A 21,616-nucleotide genomic window follows, 5' to 3' on the forward strand; every position below is an offset into this window, starting at 1 on the left:
ACGCCGCGATGCCCCGGAAACATGCTACGAGATATTGACGCTGCTACAGCAATGCGTGGAGTGTTGTCTCATCCGAGGACAAGGGGATTGCCATGGCCGGCGTCGAGTTCCGGACCGCCCCGACGCACTACCGCCACTGGACGCTGAAGACCGAAGGGGCCGTCGCCACGCTCACCATGGACGTGGCGGAGCAGGGCGGCCTCGTTCCCGGCTACGAACTCAAGCTCAACTCCTACGACCTCGGCGTCGACATCGAGCTCTACGACGCCGTGCAGCGGCTGCGCTTCGAGCACCCCGAGGTACGTGCGGTGGTGGTGACGAGCGGCAAGGAGAAGGTGTTCTGCGCCGGGGCGAACATCCGGATGCTGGCCGGATCGAGTCACGCGTGGAAGGTGAACTTCTGCAAGTTCACGAACGAGACGCGGGGCGCCATCGAGGACGCCTCCGCGCACTCGGGACAGACCTATCTCGCCGCCCTCAACGGCACGGCGTCCGGCGGCGGTTACGAGCTGGCGCTCGCCTGCGAGCGGATCCTGCTGGTCGACGACCGCTCGTCGGCGGTGTCCCTGCCCGAGCTGCCGCTGCTGGGCGTACTGCCCGGCACGGGCGGCCTGACCCGGCTCGTCGACAAGCGGCACGTGCGCCGCGACCGCGCCGACTACTTCGCCACGAAACCGGAGGGCGTGGGCGGCAGGCGGGCCGCGCAGTGGCGCCTGGTCGACGAGGCGGTGCCGCGCAGGGAGTGGGAGCACACCGTCGCCGCCCGCGCCGCCGAGGCCGCCGACCGCTCCGACCGCCCGGCGGGCGAACCCCAGGGGATCCGGCTCACCCCGCTGGAGAAGACCCGGACCGCGGACCGGGCCGCGTACCGGTACGTGCACGCGACCCTCGACCGCGCCCGCCGCACCGTGGAGATCACTCTCGAAGGCCCGGCGGAGGACGCGCCGGCCGACCTCGCCGCCCTGCACCGGCAGGGCGACGCGAGCTGGCCGCTCGCCCTGGCCCGCGAGCTCGACGACCTCGTCCTCGATCTGCGTACGAACGAACCGGAGTTGGGCACCTGGGTCGTACGGAGTCGGGGCGACGCCTCCCGCGTCCTCGGCCACGACGCCCTGCTGCTCGCCCACCGCGACGACTGGCTCGCCCGCGAGATCACGCTCTATCTCAAGCGCACGCTGAAGCGCCTCGACCTGAGCAGCCGCAGCCTCATCGCCCTGATAGAGCCGGGCAGTTGCTTTGCCGGGACACTCCTGGAGACCGTGCTCGCGGCCGACCGCTCCTTCCAACTGGCCGGAGTCTTCGAGGAGATCGCCCCGGACGCCGAACCGGCCGCGCTCGTCGTCGGCCCGATGAACCTCGGCCCGCTCCCCATGAGCAACGGGCTGAGCCGGCTTGAGACCCGCTTCCTCGGCGACGAGGAGTCACTGGCGGCCGTCCGCGCCACAGAGGGTCGGCCGCTGGACGCCGAAGAGGCCGAGAGGCTCGGCCTGGTCACCTTCGCCCCCGACGACATCGACTGGGACGAGGAAGTGCGGATCTCGCTGGAGGAGCGGGCCGTGTTCAGCCCGGACGCCCTCACAGGGCTTGAGGCGAACCTGCGCTTCGCGGGCCCCGAGACACTGGAAACCAAGATCTTCGGACGGCTCACCGCCTGGCAGAACTGGATCTTCAACCGTCCCAACGCCTCTGGCCCCGAAGGGGCCCTGCGCAGGTACGGCACAGGACAGCGCGCCGAATACGACCGGAAGCGGGTGTGACGATGGCGCTCACCGCCGACTACACGGACAAGATCCCCAACAATGTGGACCTTCACGAGGACCGCCGCCTCCAACGGGCCCTGGAGTCCTGGCAGCCCAACTTCCTGACGTGGTGGGACTCGATGGGCCCCACCCTGCCCACCGACGACGTGTATCTGCGCACCGCGGTCGATGTCGGCCGCGACGGCTGGGCGCAGTTCGGGCACGTCGCGATGCGCGACTACCGGTGGGGTGTGTTCCTGGCCGAGCCGAAGCCCGACCGCCGGATCGCCTTCGGAGCGCACAGGGGCGAGCCTGCCTGGCAGCAGGTACCCGGCGAGTACCGGGCCGACCTTCAGCGCCTCATCGTCATCCAGGGCGACACCGAACCGGCCAGCGTCGAGCAGCAGCGCAACCTCGGTGCGACCGCGCCCAGCCTCTACGACCTGCGCAATCTCTTCCAGGTGAACGTGGAGGAGGGACGGCACCTGTGGGCGATGGTGTATCTGCTGCACGCCTACTTCGGCCGTGAGGGGCGCGAGGAGGCCGAGGAGCTGCTGCACCGCAACTCCGGCAGCGACGAATCGCCGCGCATCCTGGGCGCGTTCAACGAGGAGACGCCCGACTGGCTGTCCTTCTTCATGTTCACGTACTTCACCGACCGCGACGGCAAGTACCAGTTGGGCACGCTCAAGGAGTCGGCCTTCGACCCGCTGTCGCGCACATGTGAGTTCATGCTCAAGGAAGAGGCGCATCACATGTTCGTCGGCACCACCGGCATCGACCGGGTGGTGCTGCGCACGGCCGAGCTGATGCGCGAGCACGACACCGACGAGGTGACCGCCCGCGGCGGCATCCCGCTCGACGTGATCCAGAAGTACATCAACTTCCACTACTCGGTCTCGCTCGACCTGTTCGGCTCGGAGACGTCGACGAACGTCGCGAACTACTACACCTCGGGGCTCAAGGGCCGCTGGGGCGAGGAGCGCCGCAAGGACGACCACACCCTGACCGACGACTCGTTCCTGGTCGACGCGCTGGTCGACGGCGCGATCGGGCAGCGGGAGGTCGCCGCGCTCGTGGGCCTCAACACCGATCTGCGCCGCGAGTACATCCGCGACTGCCACAGCGGCCTGAACCGGTGGAACCGTCTCCTTGAGGAGGCCGGAGTCGACCGGCGGCTGTATCTGCCGCACATCGCGTTCAACCGGCAGGTCGGCGCGTTCTCCGCCGTCGAGGTGGCCCCCGACGGCACGGTGCTCACCGCCGACGCGTGGGAGGACGGCAAGGGTGCCTGGCTGCCGACCGAGGTGGACAAGACGTACATCCGCTCGCTGATGCGGCCCGTGCACGAGCCCGGCCGGATCGCCTCCTGGATCGCCCCGCCGCGCCAGGGCATCAACGGCAAGCCGTTCGACTACGAGTACGTGCACCTCACTTGAAGCCGACGACCGGGGAGCCGATGATGAGCGGGAGCCCGACGATGAGCGAACCCTTCAACGCGTGCCGCTATCTGCTCGACCGCCGGCTCGACCACGGTGACGGCGACCGCCCCGCCTTGACCGGTCCCGCGGGCGAGTTCTCCTACGCGGAACTGCACGACCGGGTGTGCCGCACGGCGAGCGGCCTGCGTGCGATCGGCCTGCGGCCCGAGCAGCGCGTGATGCTGTTCATGGCCGACTCCCCCGACCTCGTCACCGTCTTCCTCGCCGCGCTGCGGGTCGGTGCGATACCGGTGCCGGTGTCGACGATGCTGCACGCGGGCGACCTCGCCGAACTGCTGCGGGACGCGCGGGCGGCGTTCCTGGCGGTCGACTCCTCGTACGCGGCGGTGGCCGACAAGGCGGTGCCGGACGCTCCGGAGCTGCGAGGGCTGCTCGCCGGGGACGGTGTCACGTTCACGGGCGGCCTCCCGGTGCACCGGCTGCGGGAGTTGGCCGGGGCGGCCCCGGACACCGACGCGTACGCCACCACGGCCGACTCCCCCGGCTTCTGGCTCTACACGTCCGGCACCACCGGCTCGCCGAAGGCCGCGATGCACCGGCACGGCGCGATCGCCGAGGTCTGCGAGACGTACGGGGCCCAGGTCCTCGGCATTCGGCCCGGCGACCGGTGTCTGTCGGCGGCCAAGGCGTTCTTCGCGTACGGTCTCGGCAACTCGCTGCTGTTCCCGCTCGCGGTGGGGGCGACGACGGTGCTCGAACCGGAGCCGTCCCGCCCGGAGTTGCTGGCCGCGCGGGCCCGCGAGTTCGGCGCGACGCTGTTCTTCGCGGGGCCGACGTTCTTCGCCAACATGCTCCGCGCCGGTCTGCCCGGGGACGCGCTCACGGGCGTGAGACTCGCGGCGTCCGCGGGCGAGCCGCTGCCCGCCGCCCTCCAGCACCGCTGGAGCGAACGCTTCGGCGTCGACATCATCGACGGCATCGGCATGACCGAGACGCTGCACATCTTCCTGTCGAACGCTCCGGGGGCGATCCGCCCCGGCACGACGGGCCGCCCGGTGCCCGGCTACGAACTGCGCGTCCTCGACGAGGAGGGCCGCGAGACACCGACCGGCACACCCGGCACCCTGCACGTGCGCGGCCGCTCCGTCGCCACCGGCTACTGGTCGCGCTACGACGAGTCCCGCCAGGTGTTCCGCGGCGAATGGCTGCGCACCGGGGACACCTACGTACGCGACGAAGACGGCTACTTCACCTGTCTCGGCCGCACCGGGGACATGCTCAAGGCCGGTGGCATCTGGGTGTCCCCCGCCGAGGTCGAGGCGCGCCTGCTCGAACACCCCGCGGTCGCCCAGGCCGCGGTCGTCGCGGCGACGGACACGGACGGCCTGGAGAAGCCCGTCGCGTACGTCGTCACGTCGCCGGGGCAGCGCGTCACCGCCGGTGAACTCATCGCGTACTGCCGCACCGGGCTTCCCTCGTTCAAGCGGCCCCGGCACGTGCTGTTCACCGAGGCGCTGCCGACGACCGCGACCGGCAAGATCCGCCGCGTGGAGCTACGGGCCCGCGCGGCCGACGACGTGACCGCTTCCCGAGAACCGTACGAGGAGACCTGATGCTGGACGGCCACCCGCTGATCGACGTCCACCTCCACCCGGCGCGCCTGTCCACGCTGAAACCCACGTACGAGGAGTGGACGCAGGGCATCGCCGACCACGATCTCCTCGCCCGCATCTACGACGACGACACGGTGGACCCCGAGGCGTTCCACCGCTACCTCGTCTCCGAGGGCGTCGACATCGCGCTGCTGCTGTCGGAGTACAGCCCGCGGACGACCGGGATCCAGCCGGTGGAGGACCTGCTGCCGATCACGGCCTACGACCCGGCGCGGGCCAAGCCGATCGCGAACATCAACCCGCATCTGCACTACCCCGTCGAGGAGGAGCTCCAGCGCCAGCTCGACCTGGGCGCGGTCGCCTGCAAGTTGCACCCCGTGCACGCGGGCATCGCGGCCAACGACCGGCGCCTCTACCCGGCGTACGAGCTCTGCCAGTCGGCCGGCATTCCGCTCGTCGTGCACTGCGGCACGAGCACGTTCCCCGGCGCCCTCAACAAGTACGCCGACCCGCTGTTCCTGGACGACGTGCTGCGTGACTTCCGGCGCCTGGAGGTGGCGCTCGCGCACGGTGGGCGCGGCTGGTGGTACGACGCGGCGGCCTTCATGGCACTGTCCGACGAACGGGTCTGGATCGAACTCTCCGGCCTCCCGCCGTCCCGCCTGCGCACGTACTACGGCAAGCACGACTGGGCGCGCCTCACCCGCCGCATGATCTTCGGCACCGACTGGCCGGGCGTCCCCGGCATCGCGAGGAACGCCCGCGCCGTCGCGGCCCTGTGCCCGGACGAGACGACCGCGGGCCTGGTCCTGGCGGGGAACGCGGCGCAGGTGTACCGGCTCAAACTGGAGGCGTGAGCGGGGCGGTCAGCCGGTCCCACTCCTCCTGCGCGTCCCCGTGCCACCGCTCGTGCAGCTCGGTGAAGAGGTTCTCGGCGCGCACACCGATCCAGTGCGGCGGCAGCAACTCCAGGGGCAGCTCCGGGTCGAGGGCCGGGAAGCGGCGCCACGCGTCGACGAGGCGGACCTGTGCGAGGAGGGTGTCCGCGCCTGGTTCGGCGCGCATCCCGGCGAAGCCGCGGACGAACTCCTCGTACTCCGTGGCCAGGTCGCCGAGGCGCCACGCCTGTTCCACCATGTCCCGCTCGGAGCCGATCCCCGCGAAGGGCCCGCAGAACGAGGACACTTCAGGACCGAGTCCCAGCTCCTCCACCACCTGCTTGGCCTCCGCCTCGCGTGAGGCGTGCGGGCCCACCCAGAGGCCCGGCGCCGGGCTGCCGAGGCCCACCCAGGTCAGCCGGGTGCGCAGCCGGTGGCGCAGTTCGCGCCTGCTCTCCGGGACGCTGACGAGCAGCACCAGCCAGCGCCCGTCCCAGCTCGCCCGCGCCCGCCCGAAGGAGTAGATGCGCTCGGCGCCCTCGCCGAGCAGCGTCCTGCCGTGCTCGGTGAGCACCCAGCGCACCCGCCGCCCGGACCGCTCGGCGGTGACGAGGCCGCTCGCCGACAGCCGGTTCAGCGCCTGGCGGGCCGCCTTCTCCTCGACACCGAGGCCGTCCATGACGCGCAGCAGCGCCGAGGTCCACACGGGGGCGTCCCGGGGCAGCACGTACTCACCGAGCACGGTGAGCAGGAGGGAGCGTGCGCTCCCCGATCCGGTCGGCTTGGACAATCCGGGCTCCTCCCCTGGGCGTTGCCCCAGGGTAGCCGACTCCTGCTACAGGCAAACGGCGTGGCGCCACACTTGCGTAGAGTGTCGGGGAGCTCTCAAGGGCGCTTGACGCCGACCCCCGCGAAGTGGGTGACCTCGACGTCCCCGTCCGCCGGCTCGGGGCGCCACCGGGAGCAGGAGACGATGCCGGGCGGGAGCAGTTCGACGTCGCCGAAGATGCGCACCAAGTCCGCGCGGCTGCGCAGTGTCATGGGCGCCGAGCCCTGGCTGTTCCAGTGCTCGACCGCCGCCGTCATGGCCTCGCCGTCGACCTCCGTGGTGGGGTGCGAGATGACGAGGTGGCTGCCGGGTGCGACGGCGTCGAGGAGTCGGCGCACGATGTCGACCGCCTCGTCGGTGTCCATGACGAAGTTGAGAACGCCCAGCATGGTGATCGCGACCGGCCGGTCGAGGTCCAGGGTGGCCGCGGCACCCCGCAGGATGGCCTCAGGGTCCCGCGCGTCCGCCTCTATGTAGTCCGTGGCCCCCTCGGGCGTGCTGGTGAGCAGGGCGTGCGCGTGGTCGAGGACGACCGGGTCCTTGTCGACGTAGACGATCCGGCAGGACGGGTCGACGCCCTGCGCGACCTCGTGGGTGTTGTTCGCGACGGGCAGCCCGGTGCCGATGTCCAGGAACTGCCGGATCCCGGCCTCACCGGCCAGGTACCGCACCGCGCGGGCCAGGAAGCGCCGGTCGGCGACGGCCGAGCGGGGCAGCTCCGGCACGAAGGAGAGGATCTGCCCGCCGACCTCGGCGTCGACCTCGTAGTGATCCTTGCCGCCCAGCCAGTAGTTCCAGATCCTGGCGGAGTGGGAGACATCCGTCCGCAACGGGTCGGCGGTGGTGTCACGGGGCGCGGAGTCGGGCATGCCGGTGGGCTCCTTCGAACAGTGCGAAACGGGGGCGAGGACCAACCTAAGCGCGGCCGTTCAACTTCGTCGCCGTTTACCGAGGTTGGTCCCCGCTCGCGCGTCCCACCGCGTACGCGCCCCTTCGTTCAGCGGCGTCCCTTGATCCGCTCCACGCCGGCCACGCCGACCGCGGCGAGGCCGATCTGCATGGCGAGTTCGATCCAGTCGATCCCCCTGGTGTCGGCGACATCGAAGGCGCCGGCGAGGGCGGTCCCGATGAGTGCCGCGACGATGCCGACCAGGAGCGTCCACAGGATGCCGATGCGCTGCCGGCCGGGAATGGCCAGCCGGCCCAGCACACCGATCACGATGCCGATGACGATAGCGGTGAAGATGCCGGAGATCTCCATGCCTGTCTGCCTCTCCTCGATCCGACACTTCGACGTTTCGACACAGCTGTCGAATGTCGATTTACGTGTTCCCCGGCATGGGGGACGCAGTCCCGGCGGCGACGGTTGAGCGCCGCGGGCGGATCCGGCCGCCGGGACCCCGCTCCCGCTCAGGCGGCCGCCTGCGGGTGCGTGAGCCGGGCCAGCAGGTCGTCGAGGGCGACGAGGCCGGTGAGGCGGCCGGTGTCGTCGCGGACGACGGCGAGCGAGGCCCGACGGTGGCGGAGTTGCTCGATGGCCTGGCCGACCGTGTCGACCGCCAGCAACTCCGGTACCGGGCGCGCCAGTTCACCGGCCGTGGTGGCCCGGCCCCGGCTGCGTGCGATCAGGGCGTCGCGGGCGTGCACGGAGCCGACGACCCGGTCCCCCGCGCGGACGAGGAGGCGGCTGCGGTCGCGCGCCGCCGCGGTGGCGAGGATCGCGTCGAGGTCCGCGTCCGCCGGGACGGAGGTGATCCGCTCGGCGGGTGTCTGGAGGTCACCGACGGGGGTGAGCGGTTCGACCAGGGAGCTGGTGATCAGCTCCGAGTCGTCCTTGCTGATCAGGCCGAGCCGCTCGGACTCCACGACGAGGTGCGTGAGTTGCTCCCGGTTGTGCACCTCGGCGAGTTCGTCGCGCGGGGTGACGCGGCACATCCGCACCAGCGCGTTGCTGACCATGTTGAGGACCCGGATCAGCGGGCGGACGACCTTGACCACGGCACGGAACGGCGGGGCCAGCAGCATCGCCGAGCGCTCGGGGTGGGCGATCGCCCAGGACTTGGGCGCCATCTCGCCGACGACCATGTGCAGGAACACCACGACGATCATCGCGAAGGCGAAGGAGACGCCGTAGCTGAGTCCGCTGGGCAGACCCCAGCTGTGCAGCAGCGGGTCCAGTTCGTGCGAGATCGCGGGCTTGGAGATCGAGCCGAGGCCCAACGTGCAGATGGTGATGCCGAGTTGGGCCCCCGCGAGCATCAGCGACAGCTCCCGCATCCCGGCGAGCGCCGCCTTGGCGCCGCGGGCCCCGGACGCGACCGCCTGTTCCATGCGGTGCCGTTTGGCGGCGACGAGCGCGAACTCGGCGGCCACGAAGAATCCGCTGCCGATCAGCAGCAGGACCGTGATGAAGAGGGCCATGGGGAAGCTCATGAGCGCGGCTCCTCCTCGGTGTCGGCAGCGGCGGACGCGCGGGTCAGGTGGACGAGTTCGGGTACGTGGCGGTCGAGGGTGCGGACGTCGATGACGGCGTGCTCGCCGTCGCCGGCCAGGTCGACCGTGACGCGGTCGCCGATCGCCGGGAAGCGTCCGAGCCGGTCCACGATCAGCCCGGCCACGGTGTCGTAGCCCTCCTCCTCGGGCAGTTCGACGCCGGTCGCCTCGGCGATCTCGTCGATGCGGCGGCCCGCGTCGACAACCCAGCCCGTGCCGTCCGGGTCCTGGACCGCCAGTTGTGTCTCGCGGTCGGTCTCGTCCGCGATGTCACCGACCAGTTCCTCGGCGATGTCCTCGTACGTGACGACTCCCGCGACGCCGCCGTGCTCGTCGAGGACGACCGCGAACTCGTCGTCGGCCTCGCGCATCCGGTCGACGGCGGCGGGGAGCTGGAGCGTGTCCGGCAGCAGGAGCGGGCGGCGGGCCAGGGTCCCGGCCGGGGTGCTCGCGTACGCGGACTGCTGGAGCCGCATCAGTTCGCGCACGCCGAGGACGCCGGTGACGTCGTCGGGGTGGTCGCCCATGACCGGGTAGTTCGAGTGGCCGTGCTTGGCGATCAGCTCGATGGCGTCGGCGGCCGTGGCCTCCTTGCGGACGAAGATCGCGTCGGCGCGCGCCACCATCACCTGGTCAAGCGTCCGCTCGTTGAACTCCAGGGCGTGGTCGAGGAGGGTGGCGGTCTCGCGGGGCAGCTCGCCCTGCTGGTGGGATTCGCCGATGAGGTGGCTGAGTTCTTCGAGGGTCGCGCCGTGGTGCAGTTCCTCGACGGGTTCGATGCCGACCTTGCGCAGCAGTGTGTTCGCGGCGCTGTCGAAGAGGTGCACGACGGGTCCGACGACCTTGAGGTAGCCGAGCGTGGACCCGGCGAGGGACTTGGCCAGCCGTTCGGGGACGGCGAGGGCGAGGTTCTTCGGGGCCAGCTCGCCGAGCACCATCTGGACGACCGTGGCGAGGACGAACGCCAGGACCACCGAGATGCCGGTCACCGCGGCGTCCGGGATGCCGATGCCCTCCAGGGCCGGGCGCAGCAGGGTCGAGACGGACGGCTCGGCGAGGAAGCCGACGACCAGACCCGTGACCGTGATGCCGAGCTGGGCGCCCGACAGCATGAAGGACAGCCGTTCCAGGACCTTGAGGGCCTTGGCCGCCCGCTTGTCACCCGCCTCGGCGTCGCGGGCGAGCGCGAGACGGTCCGCCGCGACGTACGCGAATTCCTGCGCCACGAAGTAGCCGGTTCCCGCGGTCAGCACGAGGACCGCGAGGAGGCCGAGCACGGCACTCAGCATGTGCCACCACCTCGCCGCGTGCCGTGCTCACCGATCATGGGGCGGGGTGGTCGGGGACTGTGTCCCGCTGGGTCCGTCGGTCTGGCGGACAACCGGCTGCTCCTTCGCGTTTTGCTTTCTCTTTGCCTTCATGACGACAACGTCCGGCGCGGCGCCGCCGTTCCCGACCACTCTCCGTCGGGCCTGTTCGCCCCGCCACCGCACCTCCCGCCCGGCCCTCGGGGGCGAACAGGGATGATGGACTGGCCCCCGCACCCAGCCACCAGGAGGAGCCGGTGACGCCGTCCCGCCACAGGACCGCACGACGCGCCCAGGGCGAGCTGGAGGCGCAGGTCCTGGCCGCGCTGCGCACGGCCGAGGGTCCGGTGAGCGCCGGGTGGGTGCGCGACCGGATGGGCGGCGACCTCGCGTACACCACCGTGGTGACGATCCTGGCGCGGCTCCAGGCCAAGGACGCGGTCACCCGGCGGCGTGAGGGGCGCTCGTTCGTGTGGACGCCGGTGGCCGACGAGGCCGGGCTCGCCGCGTTCAAGATGCGCAAGGTGCTGGACGCCGAGGCGGACCGGGAGGCCGTCCTGGCCAGCTTCGTCACCTCGCTGCCCGAGGGCGACGAGCGGCTGCTGCGGGATCTGCTGCGGCGCGCGGACTCGGATACGGACACGGGTACGGGCGCGGCGGCCGGCGACGAGGAAGGCGCGGGCTGAGCCGTGGGGATCTTCGTCTTCCTGCCGCTGGTGCTGCCGCTGACGGCCTGGCCGGTGGCCCGGCTCGCCGCGCACCGCCTGCATCCGCGCACCGCGACCCGGCTCCTGACCTGCGTGGCCGCCGTGATGGCGGTGTGCAGCACGGTGTGCCTGGCCCTGTTGATGGTGGTCGGCACGGCGCAGTTGCCGGGCAATCCGCTGCCGGACGGCTGGTCGGACCCGGAGGTGCGGGCCGCCGTGCCGCAGGACGAGATCGCGGGCAAGGCGGCCATCCCGGCGCTGCTCGCCGTCGTCGCCGCCTGCGCCCGCACGCTCTGGCGCCACTTCACGCTGCGCCGTCGCGCCCACGCCGCGCTCGCGGGACTGCCGGCCTCGCAGGTCGCGGTGCTGCCCGACGCGCAGGCGTACGCGTACGCGCTGCCCGGTGGCCCTCGCGGCCGGATCGTCGCCAGCACCGCGCTGCTCGACCGCCTCGCGCCCGCTGAGCGGCGGGCCCTGTTCGCCCACGAGCGGGCCCATCTGACGGCCCGGCACCACCGCCTGCTGCTGACCGTGCGGCTGGCCGCCCGCGCCAACCTCTTTCTGCGACCGCTGAGTTCGGCCGTCGCTTACACGGCCGAGCGGTGGGCCGACGAGGTGGCCGCCGCACGCGTGGGTGACCGCAAGGCGGTCGCCCGCGCCATCGGCAAGGCGGCCCTGTCGCCGGGCGGGGCGCGCGAGCCGGTCTTCGCGGCCTTCGCCGCTCCCGGCCCGCTGCCCCGCCGCGTCGCCGCGCTGCTCGCGCCGCCGCCCGGCGCGCAGGCCCTGGCCACCGCGTTCACGCCCGTGGGGCTCGCCACCTGGACGGCGGGATTCGGCACGGCGGCGTCCGCCATGTCGTCCGCCAACTCCGCGCTCACCCTGGCGGCCACGCTGCACGCGGCCACCCCGCTCTGACACGGTCGCCGAGCCGGGGCTACAGGTCGAACTCGGCCGGCGCCAGGCCGAGCATCTGGCACGCCTCCCGCACGACGCCACGCTCGGTCTGGTCGAAGTCACCGTCCGCGCCGCCGATGACGATGCCGATCTGGATCACGGCGCGCGCCTCGGCCTCCTTCTTCTTCGCCTTGGCGACCTCCTGCAACACGCTGACCTTGCCGAAGTCGAAATCGGCCGTCAGCTTGTCGAGGTTCGCCTCGAAGCGCTTCTGGAGGTCCGTGGCGTCGAAGTTCTGAAGCACCTCATTGCTCATGATGAGCTGCGCGACACGGCGCCGCTCCGAGGCCTCGATGGTGCCGTCGGCCGCGGCCACCAGCGCGCACATCGCCATGGAAGCGTCCCGGAACGCCCCGGACTTCAGGTCGTTCTTCTTCGCCACCAGCTGCGTCTGCATCGTCGACGCGGATTCCTTGATGCGGTCCCACAGGGCCACGGGTGCTCCTCGGATTGAGATGTCGTGCCGCGCTGTTCGCGCGACCATACTTCTACAGCACTGTAGAAACTGGCGAAGCACCGGGAAAGTTCCGCCCCACCCCTATACTTCTACACGCCTGTAGAACATCTCCTACGCTCACAAGGGAGTTCACGCCTCGATGGTGTTCAAACGACTGCTCGGCTCGCTCGGCGTGGGCGGGCCCACCGTCGACACGGTCCTGCCCGACTGGACCACCGCCCCCGGCGGCACCGTCTCCGGCCGGGTCCATCTCAAGGGCGGCAGCGGCGACTTCGAGATCGAGCACATCACCCTGGAACTGGTCGCCCAGGTCGAGGCGGAGCACGACGAGGGCGAGGGCCACGGCACCGTGGCGTTCGACCGGTTCGTGGTCGGCGGCGGCTTCCGGCTCGTCGCGGGCGCCGAGCACAGCGTGCCGTTCACGGTGACGCTGCCGTGGGAGACCCCGATCACCGAGCTGTACGGGCAGCCGCTCGGCATCGCCCTCGGCGTCCGCACCGAACTCTCGGTCGCCGGCGCCAGGGACAAGGGCGACCTCGACCAGCTCGCCGTAGGACCGCTTCCCGTACAGGAGGCGATCCTCGAAGCGTTCGGGCAGCTCGGCTTCGGCTTCACGTCGGCGGACCTGGAGTACGGGCACATCGGCGGCACCGGCCAGCGGCTCCCCTTCTACCAGGAGATCGAGCTGGCGCCTTCGCCGCAGTACGCGCACGCCGTCCAGGAGATCGAGCTGACCTTCCTCGCGGCACCGGGCGGCATGGAGGTGGTCCTGGAGGCCGACAAGCGCGGCGGCCTCTTCTCCGGTGGCCACGACGCGCTCACCCGCTTCACCGTGGCGCACGACGACGCCGGGCGCCCGGACTGGAACGCGGTCGTCGACGGCTGGGTACGGCAGTTAGTCGAGCACCAAGGCGGCCACGAGTCGGGCGCCTCGTACGGGCATGATGGTGGGCATCGCTCCGGGCCCGGCGTGGGAACGGCCGTGGCGGTCGGCGCGGCCGGCCTCGCGGTCGGTGTGGTGGGCGGCATGGTCGCCGCCGAAGTCGTCGACGAGGTCGGGGACTTCTTCGAGGGCGAGGATGAGAACGAAGACGAAGGCGACGACGAGGGCGGCGAGGACTGACCATGTTCGGACTCAGCGAGATCGCCATCGTCCTGATCGTGATCGCCGTCGTGATCGGCGTGAAGAAGCTGCCGGAACTGACCCGCAGCGCGGGCAAGTCGGCCCGCATCCTCAAGGCCGAGGCGAGGGCCGTGAAGGAGCAGGACGACCCGGCGGGCGACCGGCCCCGGACGCCGCCGCGCGTCATCCAGGGCGAGACGGTGACTCCGCCCCCGCGCGAGCCGGGGCAGGAGTCACCCAAGCCGTAACCCCTCGCCTCAGGGCGTCGGTTGAAGCTTCTCGAAGAAGAACTCGTGCTTCAGGTACGACGTGTCGTACTCGTGGCCCGGGTACGGCGGCAGCAACTGCGCGGCCTGGAAGAGGCGCCAGCCGTCGAGCAGGGCTTCGAGGCCCGTCTCGTACGGCGGGTCGTCGCTGTCGCCCGTGGTGTGGTCGGTGGTCCCGGTGCCGTCGTAGCGGGCCCAGCCGACCACCTTCGCGTCGAGTGCCGAGTTGGCGAGGTAGAGGACGAGTACCTGCTGTCTCATGCGTGGCTCCCGATGGTGGGCCGGTTGGAGACCCTGGTCACCCAGTGGTCGAGGTCGAAGGTGTCGTCGCCGGTCAGCGCGCGCCACAGCCGGATCCGGTTGTGGATCTCCAGGCGTCCGGTGGCGGGCTCGTACCAGGGGAAGACGTGCCGGAGTTCGTCGCCGACCGCCGGGTCGCCGAGGTCGGAGGTGTCCCAGAGGCGTACTTGCGGCACGGTCGGATTGAACCGGATCTTGAACATGTAGCGGCGGATGTCGCTGTCGTTGCGGCGCCCTCCGTGCCAGATGCCGTGGTGCATGAGCAGGACGGTGCCGGCGGGGCAGGTCAGCCGGTTCTGGCCGCGCAGGTTCTGGTAGCGGCCGGTGTCGGTCTCGTTGGTGTGCCGCAGATGACTGCCCGGCACGCTCAGGGTGCCGCCCATGTCGAGCGTCACGTCCTGCGGGTAGTACATGAGTTGGACGTCGAAGGCGTCCGGCCGCACATCGATGATGGCGTCCCCGTGCAGCGGCTGCGCGGTCCCCTCGCGGGCCTCGCGCACATGCACGGCGTGATGGTCGACGGTCGGGTCCGGCCCGACGAGGCTCTTCAACGCGCCTGCCACCGCGGGCAGTTCGAGGAGCCGGCGGGCGAAGGAGCCGTCCGGGTAGGCCTTCGGGACGGGAGTGCCGTACGGCGCGGCCGGGATCCCGGCCTCGAACACGTCAACGGCCTGGTCGTTCAACTCCGCTGGGACGACGGCGTCGAGGCGGAGCGAACCGTGGGCGACGAAGCGCGCCATCTGTACGGAGCTCAGCAGCTGCTCACTGGTTGGCATGAGGCAAACGTAGGCAGCCGGTGCCCGTTCGTCGTGGGCTGTATCGGGCGTCTACTGGTAATTTCCCGGCATGGCCGAGAGCGTCGCGTTGCAGTTGGACCAGCCGCCCCAGGTGGTCAGCGCGGGCGTCGGTGTCCATGGCGGGCAGGCGCTGCGCGAGTCCTTCCGGCTGCCCGACCTGTGGCAGCTGCACCTCTACAGCTACGCGGGCGAGCTGACGGTCGACGGCCACCGCCACCCGATCCGGCCGGGACACCTCAGCCTCATCCGGCCGGACACCGAGGCCCATTTCCGTTACGCGTCGCGGCGCAGCGAGCACCTGTACGCGCACTTCCGGCTGCCGGGCCGCGACCCGCGGGGGTTGCGCCGGGTGCCGGTGATGCAGGACGCCGGAGCGCAGGCGGCGCTGCTCGGCACGCTGCTGGGGAGCGCCGTCGCGGCGATGCCGACGGCGCGGGCGCGGGCCTCCGCCGAGGTGTGGACGGTGCTCTGGCACACCACCCAACTGGGCACACCCGAACGCACCGGCAGGCCCCATCCGGCACTGGCTGCGGCGACGGAGTACATCGAGCGGTCCCTCGCGACGCCGCTGACGGTGCCGGGGATCGCCGCCGCGGCGGGCGTCTCCCCCGGCCATCTGACCCGGCTGTTCCGCGCCGGCACGGGAGACACCGTGGTGGCCTGGATTCGCCGCCGCCGGATGGAACGCGCCCGCCACCTGCTCCAGTCCTCCACCCTCGCGATCCCGGCGATCGCCGCGACGGTGGGCATCCCAGACCTCCAGTCATTCAACAAGACCTGCCGCAGACAACTCGGCGCGTCACCACGGGAGGTGCGGGGGCGGCGTCGGGCGGGGTGAGTGGGGGTCGCGTGGGGGGCGGCGGGTACCTGGCCCTGTGTCGCCGCGTCGCGCGAATTCCTCCATGCGACGCGCCTGCCAGCCATGCCGGGAACTCCGCCGCCGTCCCGCTATCGGGCCGCCTCCAGCCGTTCGCGGGTGTGGCGCAGGATGGTCACCACCGGGCGTCCGGTGACGAGTTGGCCGTTCGCGACGAAGCCCTCCTCCCGTCCGGCCAGGGCCCGGATCAGGTGTCCGCGCCAGGTGTGCAGCAGGTGCTCAGACGCCGGGTCGTCGGCCAGGTTGTGCTGTTCGTGCGGGTCGGTGGTGAGGTCGAAGAGCTGCTCCTGGCCGTCGCCCGACATCCACAGGCACTTGGTGCGTCCGTCGGTCACCCACTGGAGGGACTGGCCGAGCAGCACGTGCTCGCCGTGCAGCAACTCCCGCCATTCGTCCGGCTGTTCACCGCGCAGCAGCGGTACGAGGCTGCGGCCGTCGCACGTGTCGGGGACCGGGAGGCCGGCCAGGTCGAGGAGGGTCGGCATGATGTCGCGCAGCTCGACCACCTCGTCGGCGACGTTCCCGGCCGCGCACCCGTCGGGCAGTCCGCCGAAGAGCAGGGGGACGCGGGCCGAGCCCTCGTAGCCGAAACCCTTGCGGAACAGCTGGTGTTCGCCGAGCATCTCGCCGTGGTCCGAGGTGAAGGCGATGACCGTGTCGTCGCGCAGGCCGAAGTCCTCGAGGGCCATGCGGATCCGGTGGATCTGGAGGTCGATGTGCGCCATGTGCCCGTAGTAGCCGGCCCGCGCCCTGTGCAGGGTCCGTGCGTCCATGCGGCCGGCGAATGCCTCGTGGTCGCCGTCCTTGCGATATTCGGCGAAGTCGTCCGTCCAGTCACCCACCACGGGTTCGTACGGCGGGAGTTGGAGGTATTCGTCGAAGGCCCATTGCGGCGGGTCGTACGGCGGGTGCGGGCGGTGGAAGGACAGATAGAGGAAGAACGGGCGTGAGGGGTCGCGCCGGTACAGCCACTCCGTGGTCTGCGTGGCGACCCAGTTCGTCGGGTGCAGATGTTCCGGCCTGTCCCACGGGCGGGCGACGACGGAGTTGCAGCCCGCCCCGTGGTCGCTGTACTCGGCGTCGGGGCCGACGCCGGGCTGGCGGCGCAGCCACGGTACGTAGTCGTCGAAGAAGGCGAAGTTGCGGCGTTCCTCGCGGCGCGCGTAGTGCAGGAACCCGTCGTGCAGGACGACGTCGTCGAATCCGGCGCGGGCCCGCTCGGGCCACACGTGCATCTTGCCGATGGCCTGCGTCTGGTACCCGCCGCGCCGCAACTCGCCCGCCAGGGTGACCGGGTGGGCGGTCTCGAACGGCACCCCCTCGACGTATCCGACGCGGCCGTGGCGTTCCTGGGACTGGCCGGTGAACAGGGCGGCGCGGGCCGGGATGCAGGTGGGGGTCGCGGAGTAGGCGGACGTGAAGTGCGTTCCGGACGCGGCGAGTTGGTCGAGGTGCGGGGTGCGTACGTGGGGGTGTCCCGCGGCGGATAGGCAGTCGCCACGCCACTGGTCGACACAGATGAGGACGAGGTTCGGTGCGGTCACGGTCGCCCGCCGAACTCCCAGTTGTGCACCTCGATGTCGGCGTACCGGTCCGGGCTGAGGACGCCGCGGGCCGCGGCGGCGTCCGGCGCACGGAGCAGCGCCGCCGTCCCGAGCCAGGTACCGCCGTCGTCGGACAACAGCGGCCCGTAGGCGATCAGTTCGTCCTGGTCGAAGGACACGCCGGGCCCGGCCGGCCCGTCGAGGTCGACGTCGACGGCGGGGCCCGCACCGAGGCCGAGCACGAGATATCGGTTACCGCCGGACCGGCCACCGGGGAAGTCCCACATGGTGCGCCCCAGCACATTGCGCCAGCGCCGCAACAGCACGTCCCGGTAGGCCCCCGCCTGATACCCCGGCTCGTCGAAGACGAACGCACGGGCCGCGGCGACGTCCGGCAGGTCGACGATGTGCACACTCCCGGTGAGCGTCTCACCGTCGTCGGCGAACGTGGGGCCGCGCGCGATCATCTCCTTCGCGTACCGGTCCATGTAGGACCAGTGCTCCTCCACAATCTCATGACGCAACGTCAAAGACTCTGCCCGGTCCCGGTGGTAGCAGAAGAACTCCATGTCCCCCAGCATCGGTCATGATCGGGCATACCTTCCAGAGGTTTCGCCCGAGGCCCCGCTTGGACGGGTGGCAGTTCGCGAGGCCAACCGGAGGCCGTCGCTCTTTGTAAGTACCGAAACACACATGGAAACGGCCGTTTCTGGAAAACCTTGCGCCTGAGTTCTCTCGGCACCATCCGTACGCACCCGCAGGCGGCCGCACCGCGCCGCTCCAGGTTCACCGGAGAAAGCGAGAACGCACGTGCTCAGACGAAATCGCCGCACGACGCGGCGCCTGTTGGCCGCCGGCGCGGCAGCCGTCGCCCTCGCCGCCCTGGCCGCATGTTCCGGTTCCGGCGGCGCGTCGTCCAAGGGCGCGGGCGGGCCCCTGGTGTTCGGGATCACGGCGGACGCGACTCAGTTGCTGCCCTGGACGGCCACCGCCGTGCAGTCCCAGCAGGTGCTCGGTCAGGTCTACAGCTCGCTTCTCGACCAGGACGACAAGCTCAATCCGGTCGCCGGTCTGGCCAAGTTGCCGGACGTCTCGAAGGACGGTCGCACGTACACGTTCACGCTGAGGTCCGGCATCACGTTCAGCGACGGGTCCGCGCTTGATTCCGGCGACGTCAAGTACAGCCTGGAGCGCATTCTCGATCCCGACACCAAGGCTGTGGCGCGCAGTTCGCTCGCCGCCGTGAAGAAGGTGGACGCCCCCGACAAGACGCATGTCGTCCTCACGCTCAAGGCGCCGGACGCCTCCCTTGTCACCGCGCTCACCAGCGTCAACACCGTCGTCCTGCCGTCCGACAAGTCGTTGGCGAGCCTCAAGCGCAAGCCCGTCGGCTCCGGGCCTTACGCGTACCGCAGCCGCACCGCGAACCAGTCCGTGAGCCTGGTGCGCAATGCCCACTACTTCCGGGGCAAGCCGGGGCTGCGCTCCCTGGAGTTCCGCGTCATCCAGGACAAGAACTCCCTGGCCTCGGCGCTGCGTTCGGGTTCCGTCGACATGGCCATCTTCGACGACTCCGTCACCGCCAAGACCGCGAAGTCCGGGTCCGTATCGATCCACACCGTCGACCAACTCGACTACCACGCGCTGCAGTTGCGGGCCGACTCCCGTACGTTCCGCAAGCTCGACACGCGGCTCGCCGTGCAGTGCGCCATCGACCGCAAGCAGGTGGTCAAGACGGCGGCGCTCGGGCAGGGCAAGGTCGTGGGCCCGTTCACCTCGCCCGCCTTCGCCTCCGATCCCGACGCCCGCCCCTGCCCGCAGCGCGACCTCAAGGCCGCCAAGAAACACCTCGCGGACGCGGGACAGCCCAAGGGGTTCGCGTTCACCGCGCTCGTACCGCAGGGCCTGTACTCCACCGCCACCGACGAGGCGCAGAACATCCAGGCTCAACTCGGCGACGTAGGCATCAAGATGAAAATCGAAGCGCTGGACTCCAGTGCCTACGTGGACCGTTGGCTGGCCGGAAAGTTCGACGCCGCGATCGCTCTCAACGGCGCGGTGGCCGACCCCGCCCCCGCGTACGCCCGCTACTTCACCAGCGAAGGCAACTTCAACAAGGTCGCCGGCTACCACTCCGCCACCCTGGACAAGCTGTTCGCCGAAGGCATCGCGACCAGCGACACCGGCGCCCGCAAGGAGATCTACGCGAAGATCTCGCGGAACCTCGAGGACAACGCGGCGTGGATCTGGCTCTACAGCGGGCGCAGTTACATCGCCACGAACACGCGTGTGCACGGGTTCCGGCCGGTGATCGACGCGAGTCTGCAGAGCCTGTGGGAGACGAAGCTCGCATGACGGCATCCCCGCAACTGCCGTCGTGGGGCCGACTCGGCCGGTTCGGACGGCTCGGCCGCCTCGCCACGCACCCGGTCACGCGCCGCGTCGCCGAAGCCGTGCTCACGCTGATCGGCGTGTCCGTGCTGACGTTCGTGGTGCTGCGGGTGCTGCCCGGCGACCAGATCACCGCCGCGTACGGCACCGACGCAGGAGATCTCACCGGCGCCCAGCGCGCCCAACTCCGGTCGTACTACGGCCTGGACCGGCCGCTGACCGGCCAGTACCTGTCCTGGCTCGGCGGGATCCTCACCGGCAACCTCGGGTTCTCCTCCAACGCGGGCGAGAGCGTCGCGCATCTGACCGCGCACGCCCTGCCCGTCACCCTCGAACTCGCCGTCCTGGCCATCGTGTTGGCGCTCCTCCTCGGCGTGGCCGGTGGCCTGCTCGCCGCTTCCAGGCCGGGCGCGCTGCGGGACGGGGCGACCCAGGCGGTGAGTCTGCTGGCGCTGTCCGCGCCCGTCTTCCTCACCGGCACCGTCCTCGCGCGCGTCCTCGCCGACTCCTTCGGCTGGAACCCCAACGGCCGGGCGTACGCGCCCCTGACCGGCGACCTGCTCCTCAATCTCCAGCAGATGGTGCTGCCCGCCCTTGTGCTCGGCGTGAGCATCGCCTCGCCGATCGCGCAGACCACGAGGACGGCGATCCTCGACATCCGCGGGGAGGACTTCATCAACACGGCGCGCGCGAAGGGCGTGCCCGAACGCGCCCTCCAGGTGCGGCATGTGCTGCGCAACGCGCTGATTCCCGTCGTCACCATGAGCGGCTTGCAGTTCGGATTTCTGCTCGGTGGGGCCGTCGTCGTCGAGCAGGTCTTCTCGCTGCCGGGGATCGGTCGGCAGGTGCTGCTCGGTATGGGGCAGAAGGAGTACGCGGTGGTGCAGAGCACGGTCCTGGTGATCGCGGTGTTGTTCGTGCTGGTCAATCTGGCGACGGATCTCGTCTACCGGCTGGTCGACCCGAGGGTGTGGTCGCGATGAGTACGCTGCCCACCCAGCGGCCCCGGCCGCTCGCTTCCGCCGCGCCACCGGCCCGCCGTCGTTCCCTCGTACGGGGGCTCGTGCGCAACCGGACCGGTCTCATCGGCGCCGTGCTCACGCTCGTCGTCGTGGTCGGCGCCGCCGCGGGCCTGCTCGGCACGCTGCCGTACGACCCGGCCGCACAGGATGTCTCGGCGGCGCTGACCGCGCCGGGCGGTGAACACTGGCTGGGCACCGACCAGTTCGGCCGGGACGTCTTCTCACGGGTCGCCGCGGGGCTCGGCAGTTCGCTGCTCGTGGCCGGCGGTGCGGTCGCCGTGTCCGGGACCGTGGGGGTCGTCCTCGGTGTCCTCGCCGGCTACTTCGGCGGCGTGCTCGACCGGGTCATCGGCGTTCTGACCAACGTACTGCTCGCGTTTCCCTCGCTGCTGCTCGCGCTCGCCCTGGCCGCGACGCTCTCCCGAAGCCGGGCGACGGTCGCCCTCGCCATCGCCGTGGTGTACGCCCCGATCTTCGTACGGGTCGCGCGCGGTCCAGTGCTGACGCTGCGTCGCGCGGACTACGTCATCGCCGCCACCGCCGTCGGACAGCGGCGCCTGGCCACGCTGTTCACCCACGTGCTGCCCAACATGCGCGGCATCGTGCTGGTCCAGATCACGCTCAGCCTCTCCTGGGCGGTCCTGACGGAGGCCTCGCTCAGCTTCCTCGGCTTCGGCACGCCGCCACCCGCCGCGTCGCTCGGTGTGATGGTGTTCGACGCCCGCACCTTGTCCAGCGTCGCGCCGTGGCTCCTCGCCGGGCCCGGGATCGCGCTCATCGTGTTCGTGTTCGGGCTCAACCTGCTCGGCGCGGGACTGCGGGACGTGCTCGACCCGCGGGCGGGTGACCGACGATGACCGCCAACATCCATGAAGGG

Annotated in this window: 22 protein-coding genes; 12 read left to right on the plus strand and 10 right to left on the minus strand. The window is 71.0% G+C overall.

Features of this window, described 5'->3' with window-relative positions:
• Window positions 1-92 precede the first annotated feature (92 nt).
• From boxC to ACP4E5_RS05395, 4 genes are read left to right on the plus strand one after another with little or no spacing between them, the layout of a single operon-like run.
• Complete coding sequence (gene boxC, locus ACP4E5_RS05380) at window positions 93-1,757, plus strand: 2,3-epoxybenzoyl-CoA dihydrolase (protein ID WP_425825555.1); 1,665 nt, start codon at window positions 93-95, stop codon at window positions 1,755-1,757.
• A 2-nt stretch (window positions 1,758-1,759) separates the two neighbouring features.
• Window positions 1,760-3,178, plus strand: a complete 1,419-nt coding sequence (gene boxB, locus ACP4E5_RS05385) for a benzoyl-CoA 2,3-epoxidase subunit BoxB (RefSeq protein ID WP_425825556.1) — start codon at window positions 1,760-1,762, stop codon at window positions 3,176-3,178.
• Between the two features lie 41 nt (window positions 3,179-3,219).
• Window positions 3,220-4,794: a benzoate-CoA ligase family protein gene (locus tag ACP4E5_RS05390; protein ID WP_425825557.1), complete on the plus strand. Its 1,575-nt coding sequence runs from the start codon at window positions 3,220-3,222 to the stop codon at window positions 4,792-4,794.
• On the plus strand, window positions 4,794-5,651 hold the full coding sequence (locus tag ACP4E5_RS05395) for an amidohydrolase family protein (RefSeq protein WP_425825558.1): 858 nt from the start codon (window positions 4,794-4,796) through the stop codon (window positions 5,649-5,651). Before ACP4E5_RS05390 ends, ACP4E5_RS05395 begins: the two co-directional genes overlap by 1 nt.
• Here ACP4E5_RS05395 and ACP4E5_RS05400 read toward each other — a convergent pair.
• From ACP4E5_RS05400 to ACP4E5_RS05420, 5 genes are all read right to left on the minus strand, one after another.
• On the minus strand, window positions 5,635-6,462 hold the full coding sequence (locus ACP4E5_RS05400) for a PaaX family transcriptional regulator (protein WP_425825559.1): 828 nt from the start codon (window positions 6,460-6,462) through the stop codon (window positions 5,635-5,637). The two genes, ACP4E5_RS05395 and ACP4E5_RS05400, sit on opposite strands and share 17 nt — an antisense overlap.
• A 95-nt stretch (window positions 6,463-6,557) precedes the next feature.
• A complete protein-coding gene (locus tag ACP4E5_RS05405) occupies window positions 6,558-7,370 on the minus strand; it encodes an SAM-dependent methyltransferase (RefSeq protein WP_425825560.1) in 813 nt (270 codons plus the stop codon).
• Between the two features lie 128 nt (window positions 7,371-7,498).
• Window positions 7,499-7,762 carry a GlsB/YeaQ/YmgE family stress response membrane protein gene (locus ACP4E5_RS05410; RefSeq protein ID WP_425825561.1) on the minus strand — a complete coding sequence of 88 codons (264 nt, stop codon included), beginning with the start codon at window positions 7,760-7,762 and terminating at the stop codon, window positions 7,499-7,501.
• Between the two features lie 149 nt (window positions 7,763-7,911).
• A complete protein-coding gene (locus ACP4E5_RS05415; RefSeq protein ID WP_425825562.1) occupies window positions 7,912-8,934 on the minus strand; it encodes a hemolysin family protein in 1,023 nt (340 codons plus the stop codon).
• Entirely contained in the window at window positions 8,931-10,283 is a 1,353-nt protein-coding gene (locus ACP4E5_RS05420; protein WP_425825563.1) for a hemolysin family protein, read from the minus strand. The genes ACP4E5_RS05415 and ACP4E5_RS05420 overlap by 4 nt, the downstream gene beginning before the upstream one ends.
• Before the next feature lie 275 nt (window positions 10,284-10,558).
• Between ACP4E5_RS05420 and ACP4E5_RS05425 the strand changes: the two genes are divergently transcribed.
• Both ACP4E5_RS05425 and ACP4E5_RS05430 read left to right on the plus strand, forming a co-directional pair.
• Window positions 10,559-10,987, plus strand: coding sequence for a BlaI/MecI/CopY family transcriptional regulator (locus tag ACP4E5_RS05425; protein WP_425825564.1), 429 nt, complete (start codon window positions 10,559-10,561; stop codon window positions 10,985-10,987).
• A 3-nt stretch (window positions 10,988-10,990) separates the two neighbouring features.
• Entirely contained in the window at window positions 10,991-11,923 is a 933-nt protein-coding gene (locus ACP4E5_RS05430) for a M56 family metallopeptidase (RefSeq protein WP_425825565.1), read from the plus strand.
• 19 nt (window positions 11,924-11,942) lie between these two features.
• On the opposite strand, the gene ACP4E5_RS05435 is transcribed toward ACP4E5_RS05430, so the two are convergent.
• Window positions 11,943-12,398, minus strand: a complete 456-nt coding sequence (locus tag ACP4E5_RS05435; protein WP_425825566.1) for a tellurite resistance TerB family protein — start codon at window positions 12,396-12,398, stop codon at window positions 11,943-11,945.
• A 160-nt stretch (window positions 12,399-12,558) separates the two neighbouring features.
• Here ACP4E5_RS05435 and ACP4E5_RS05440 point away from each other — a divergent pair, with 160 nt between their 5' ends.
• Both ACP4E5_RS05440 and ACP4E5_RS05445 read left to right on the plus strand, forming a co-directional pair.
• Window positions 12,559-13,542, plus strand: coding sequence for a sporulation protein (locus ACP4E5_RS05440; protein WP_425825567.1), 984 nt, complete (start codon window positions 12,559-12,561; stop codon window positions 13,540-13,542).
• Window positions 13,543-13,544: 2 nt separating this feature from the next.
• Entirely contained in the window at window positions 13,545-13,790 is a 246-nt protein-coding gene (locus ACP4E5_RS05445; RefSeq protein WP_425825568.1) for a twin-arginine translocase TatA/TatE family subunit, read from the plus strand.
• 9 nt (window positions 13,791-13,799) lie between these two features.
• Here ACP4E5_RS05445 and ACP4E5_RS05450 read toward each other — a convergent pair whose 3' ends face one another.
• Complete coding sequence (locus ACP4E5_RS05450; protein WP_327659339.1) at window positions 13,800-14,069, minus strand: hypothetical protein; 270 nt, start codon at window positions 14,067-14,069, stop codon at window positions 13,800-13,802.
• Window positions 14,066-14,884, minus strand: a complete 819-nt coding sequence (locus ACP4E5_RS05455) for a phytanoyl-CoA dioxygenase family protein (RefSeq protein WP_425825569.1) — start codon at window positions 14,882-14,884, stop codon at window positions 14,066-14,068. Before ACP4E5_RS05455 ends, ACP4E5_RS05450 begins: the two co-directional genes overlap by 4 nt.
• Before the next feature lie 70 nt (window positions 14,885-14,954).
• Here ACP4E5_RS05455 and ACP4E5_RS05460 point away from each other — a divergent pair, with 70 nt between their 5' ends.
• Window positions 14,955-15,743 carry an AraC family transcriptional regulator gene (locus ACP4E5_RS05460; RefSeq protein ID WP_425825570.1) on the plus strand — a complete coding sequence of 263 codons (789 nt, stop codon included), beginning with the start codon at window positions 14,955-14,957 and terminating at the stop codon, window positions 15,741-15,743.
• A 110-nt stretch (window positions 15,744-15,853) separates the two neighbouring features.
• Here the strand turns inward: ACP4E5_RS05460 and ACP4E5_RS05465 are convergent, their stop codons facing one another.
• Window positions 15,854-17,326 (minus strand): arylsulfatase, encoded by a 1,473-nt coding sequence (locus ACP4E5_RS05465; protein WP_425825571.1) that lies wholly within the window; start codon window positions 17,324-17,326, stop codon window positions 15,854-15,856.
• Window positions 17,323-17,895: a YciI family protein gene (locus ACP4E5_RS05470; protein ID WP_425825572.1), complete on the minus strand. Its 573-nt coding sequence runs from the start codon at window positions 17,893-17,895 to the stop codon at window positions 17,323-17,325. The genes ACP4E5_RS05465 and ACP4E5_RS05470 overlap by 4 nt, the downstream gene beginning before the upstream one ends.
• Window positions 17,896-18,136: 241 nt before the next feature.
• Between ACP4E5_RS05470 and ACP4E5_RS05475 the strand changes: the two genes are divergently transcribed.
• From ACP4E5_RS05475 to ACP4E5_RS05485, 3 genes are read left to right on the plus strand one after another with little or no spacing between them, the layout of a single operon-like run.
• The gene (locus tag ACP4E5_RS05475; protein WP_425825573.1) at window positions 18,137-19,681 is read left to right on the plus strand and encodes an ABC transporter substrate-binding protein; all 1,545 of its coding nucleotides are present in this window, start codon (window positions 18,137-18,139) and stop codon (window positions 19,679-19,681) included.
• Window positions 19,678-20,700, plus strand: coding sequence for an ABC transporter permease (locus ACP4E5_RS05480; protein WP_425825574.1), 1,023 nt, complete (start codon window positions 19,678-19,680; stop codon window positions 20,698-20,700). The genes ACP4E5_RS05475 and ACP4E5_RS05480 overlap by 4 nt, the downstream gene beginning before the upstream one ends.
• Window positions 20,697-21,596 (plus strand): ABC transporter permease, encoded by a 900-nt coding sequence (locus ACP4E5_RS05485; protein WP_425825575.1) that lies wholly within the window; start codon window positions 20,697-20,699, stop codon window positions 21,594-21,596. The genes ACP4E5_RS05480 and ACP4E5_RS05485 overlap by 4 nt, the downstream gene beginning before the upstream one ends.
• Window positions 21,597-21,616: the final 20 nt, after the last annotated feature.

This window comes from Streptomyces fractus (genome assembly GCF_049844455.1).
Lineage (GTDB): Bacteria > Actinomycetota > Actinomycetes > Streptomycetales > Streptomycetaceae > Streptomyces > Streptomyces fractus.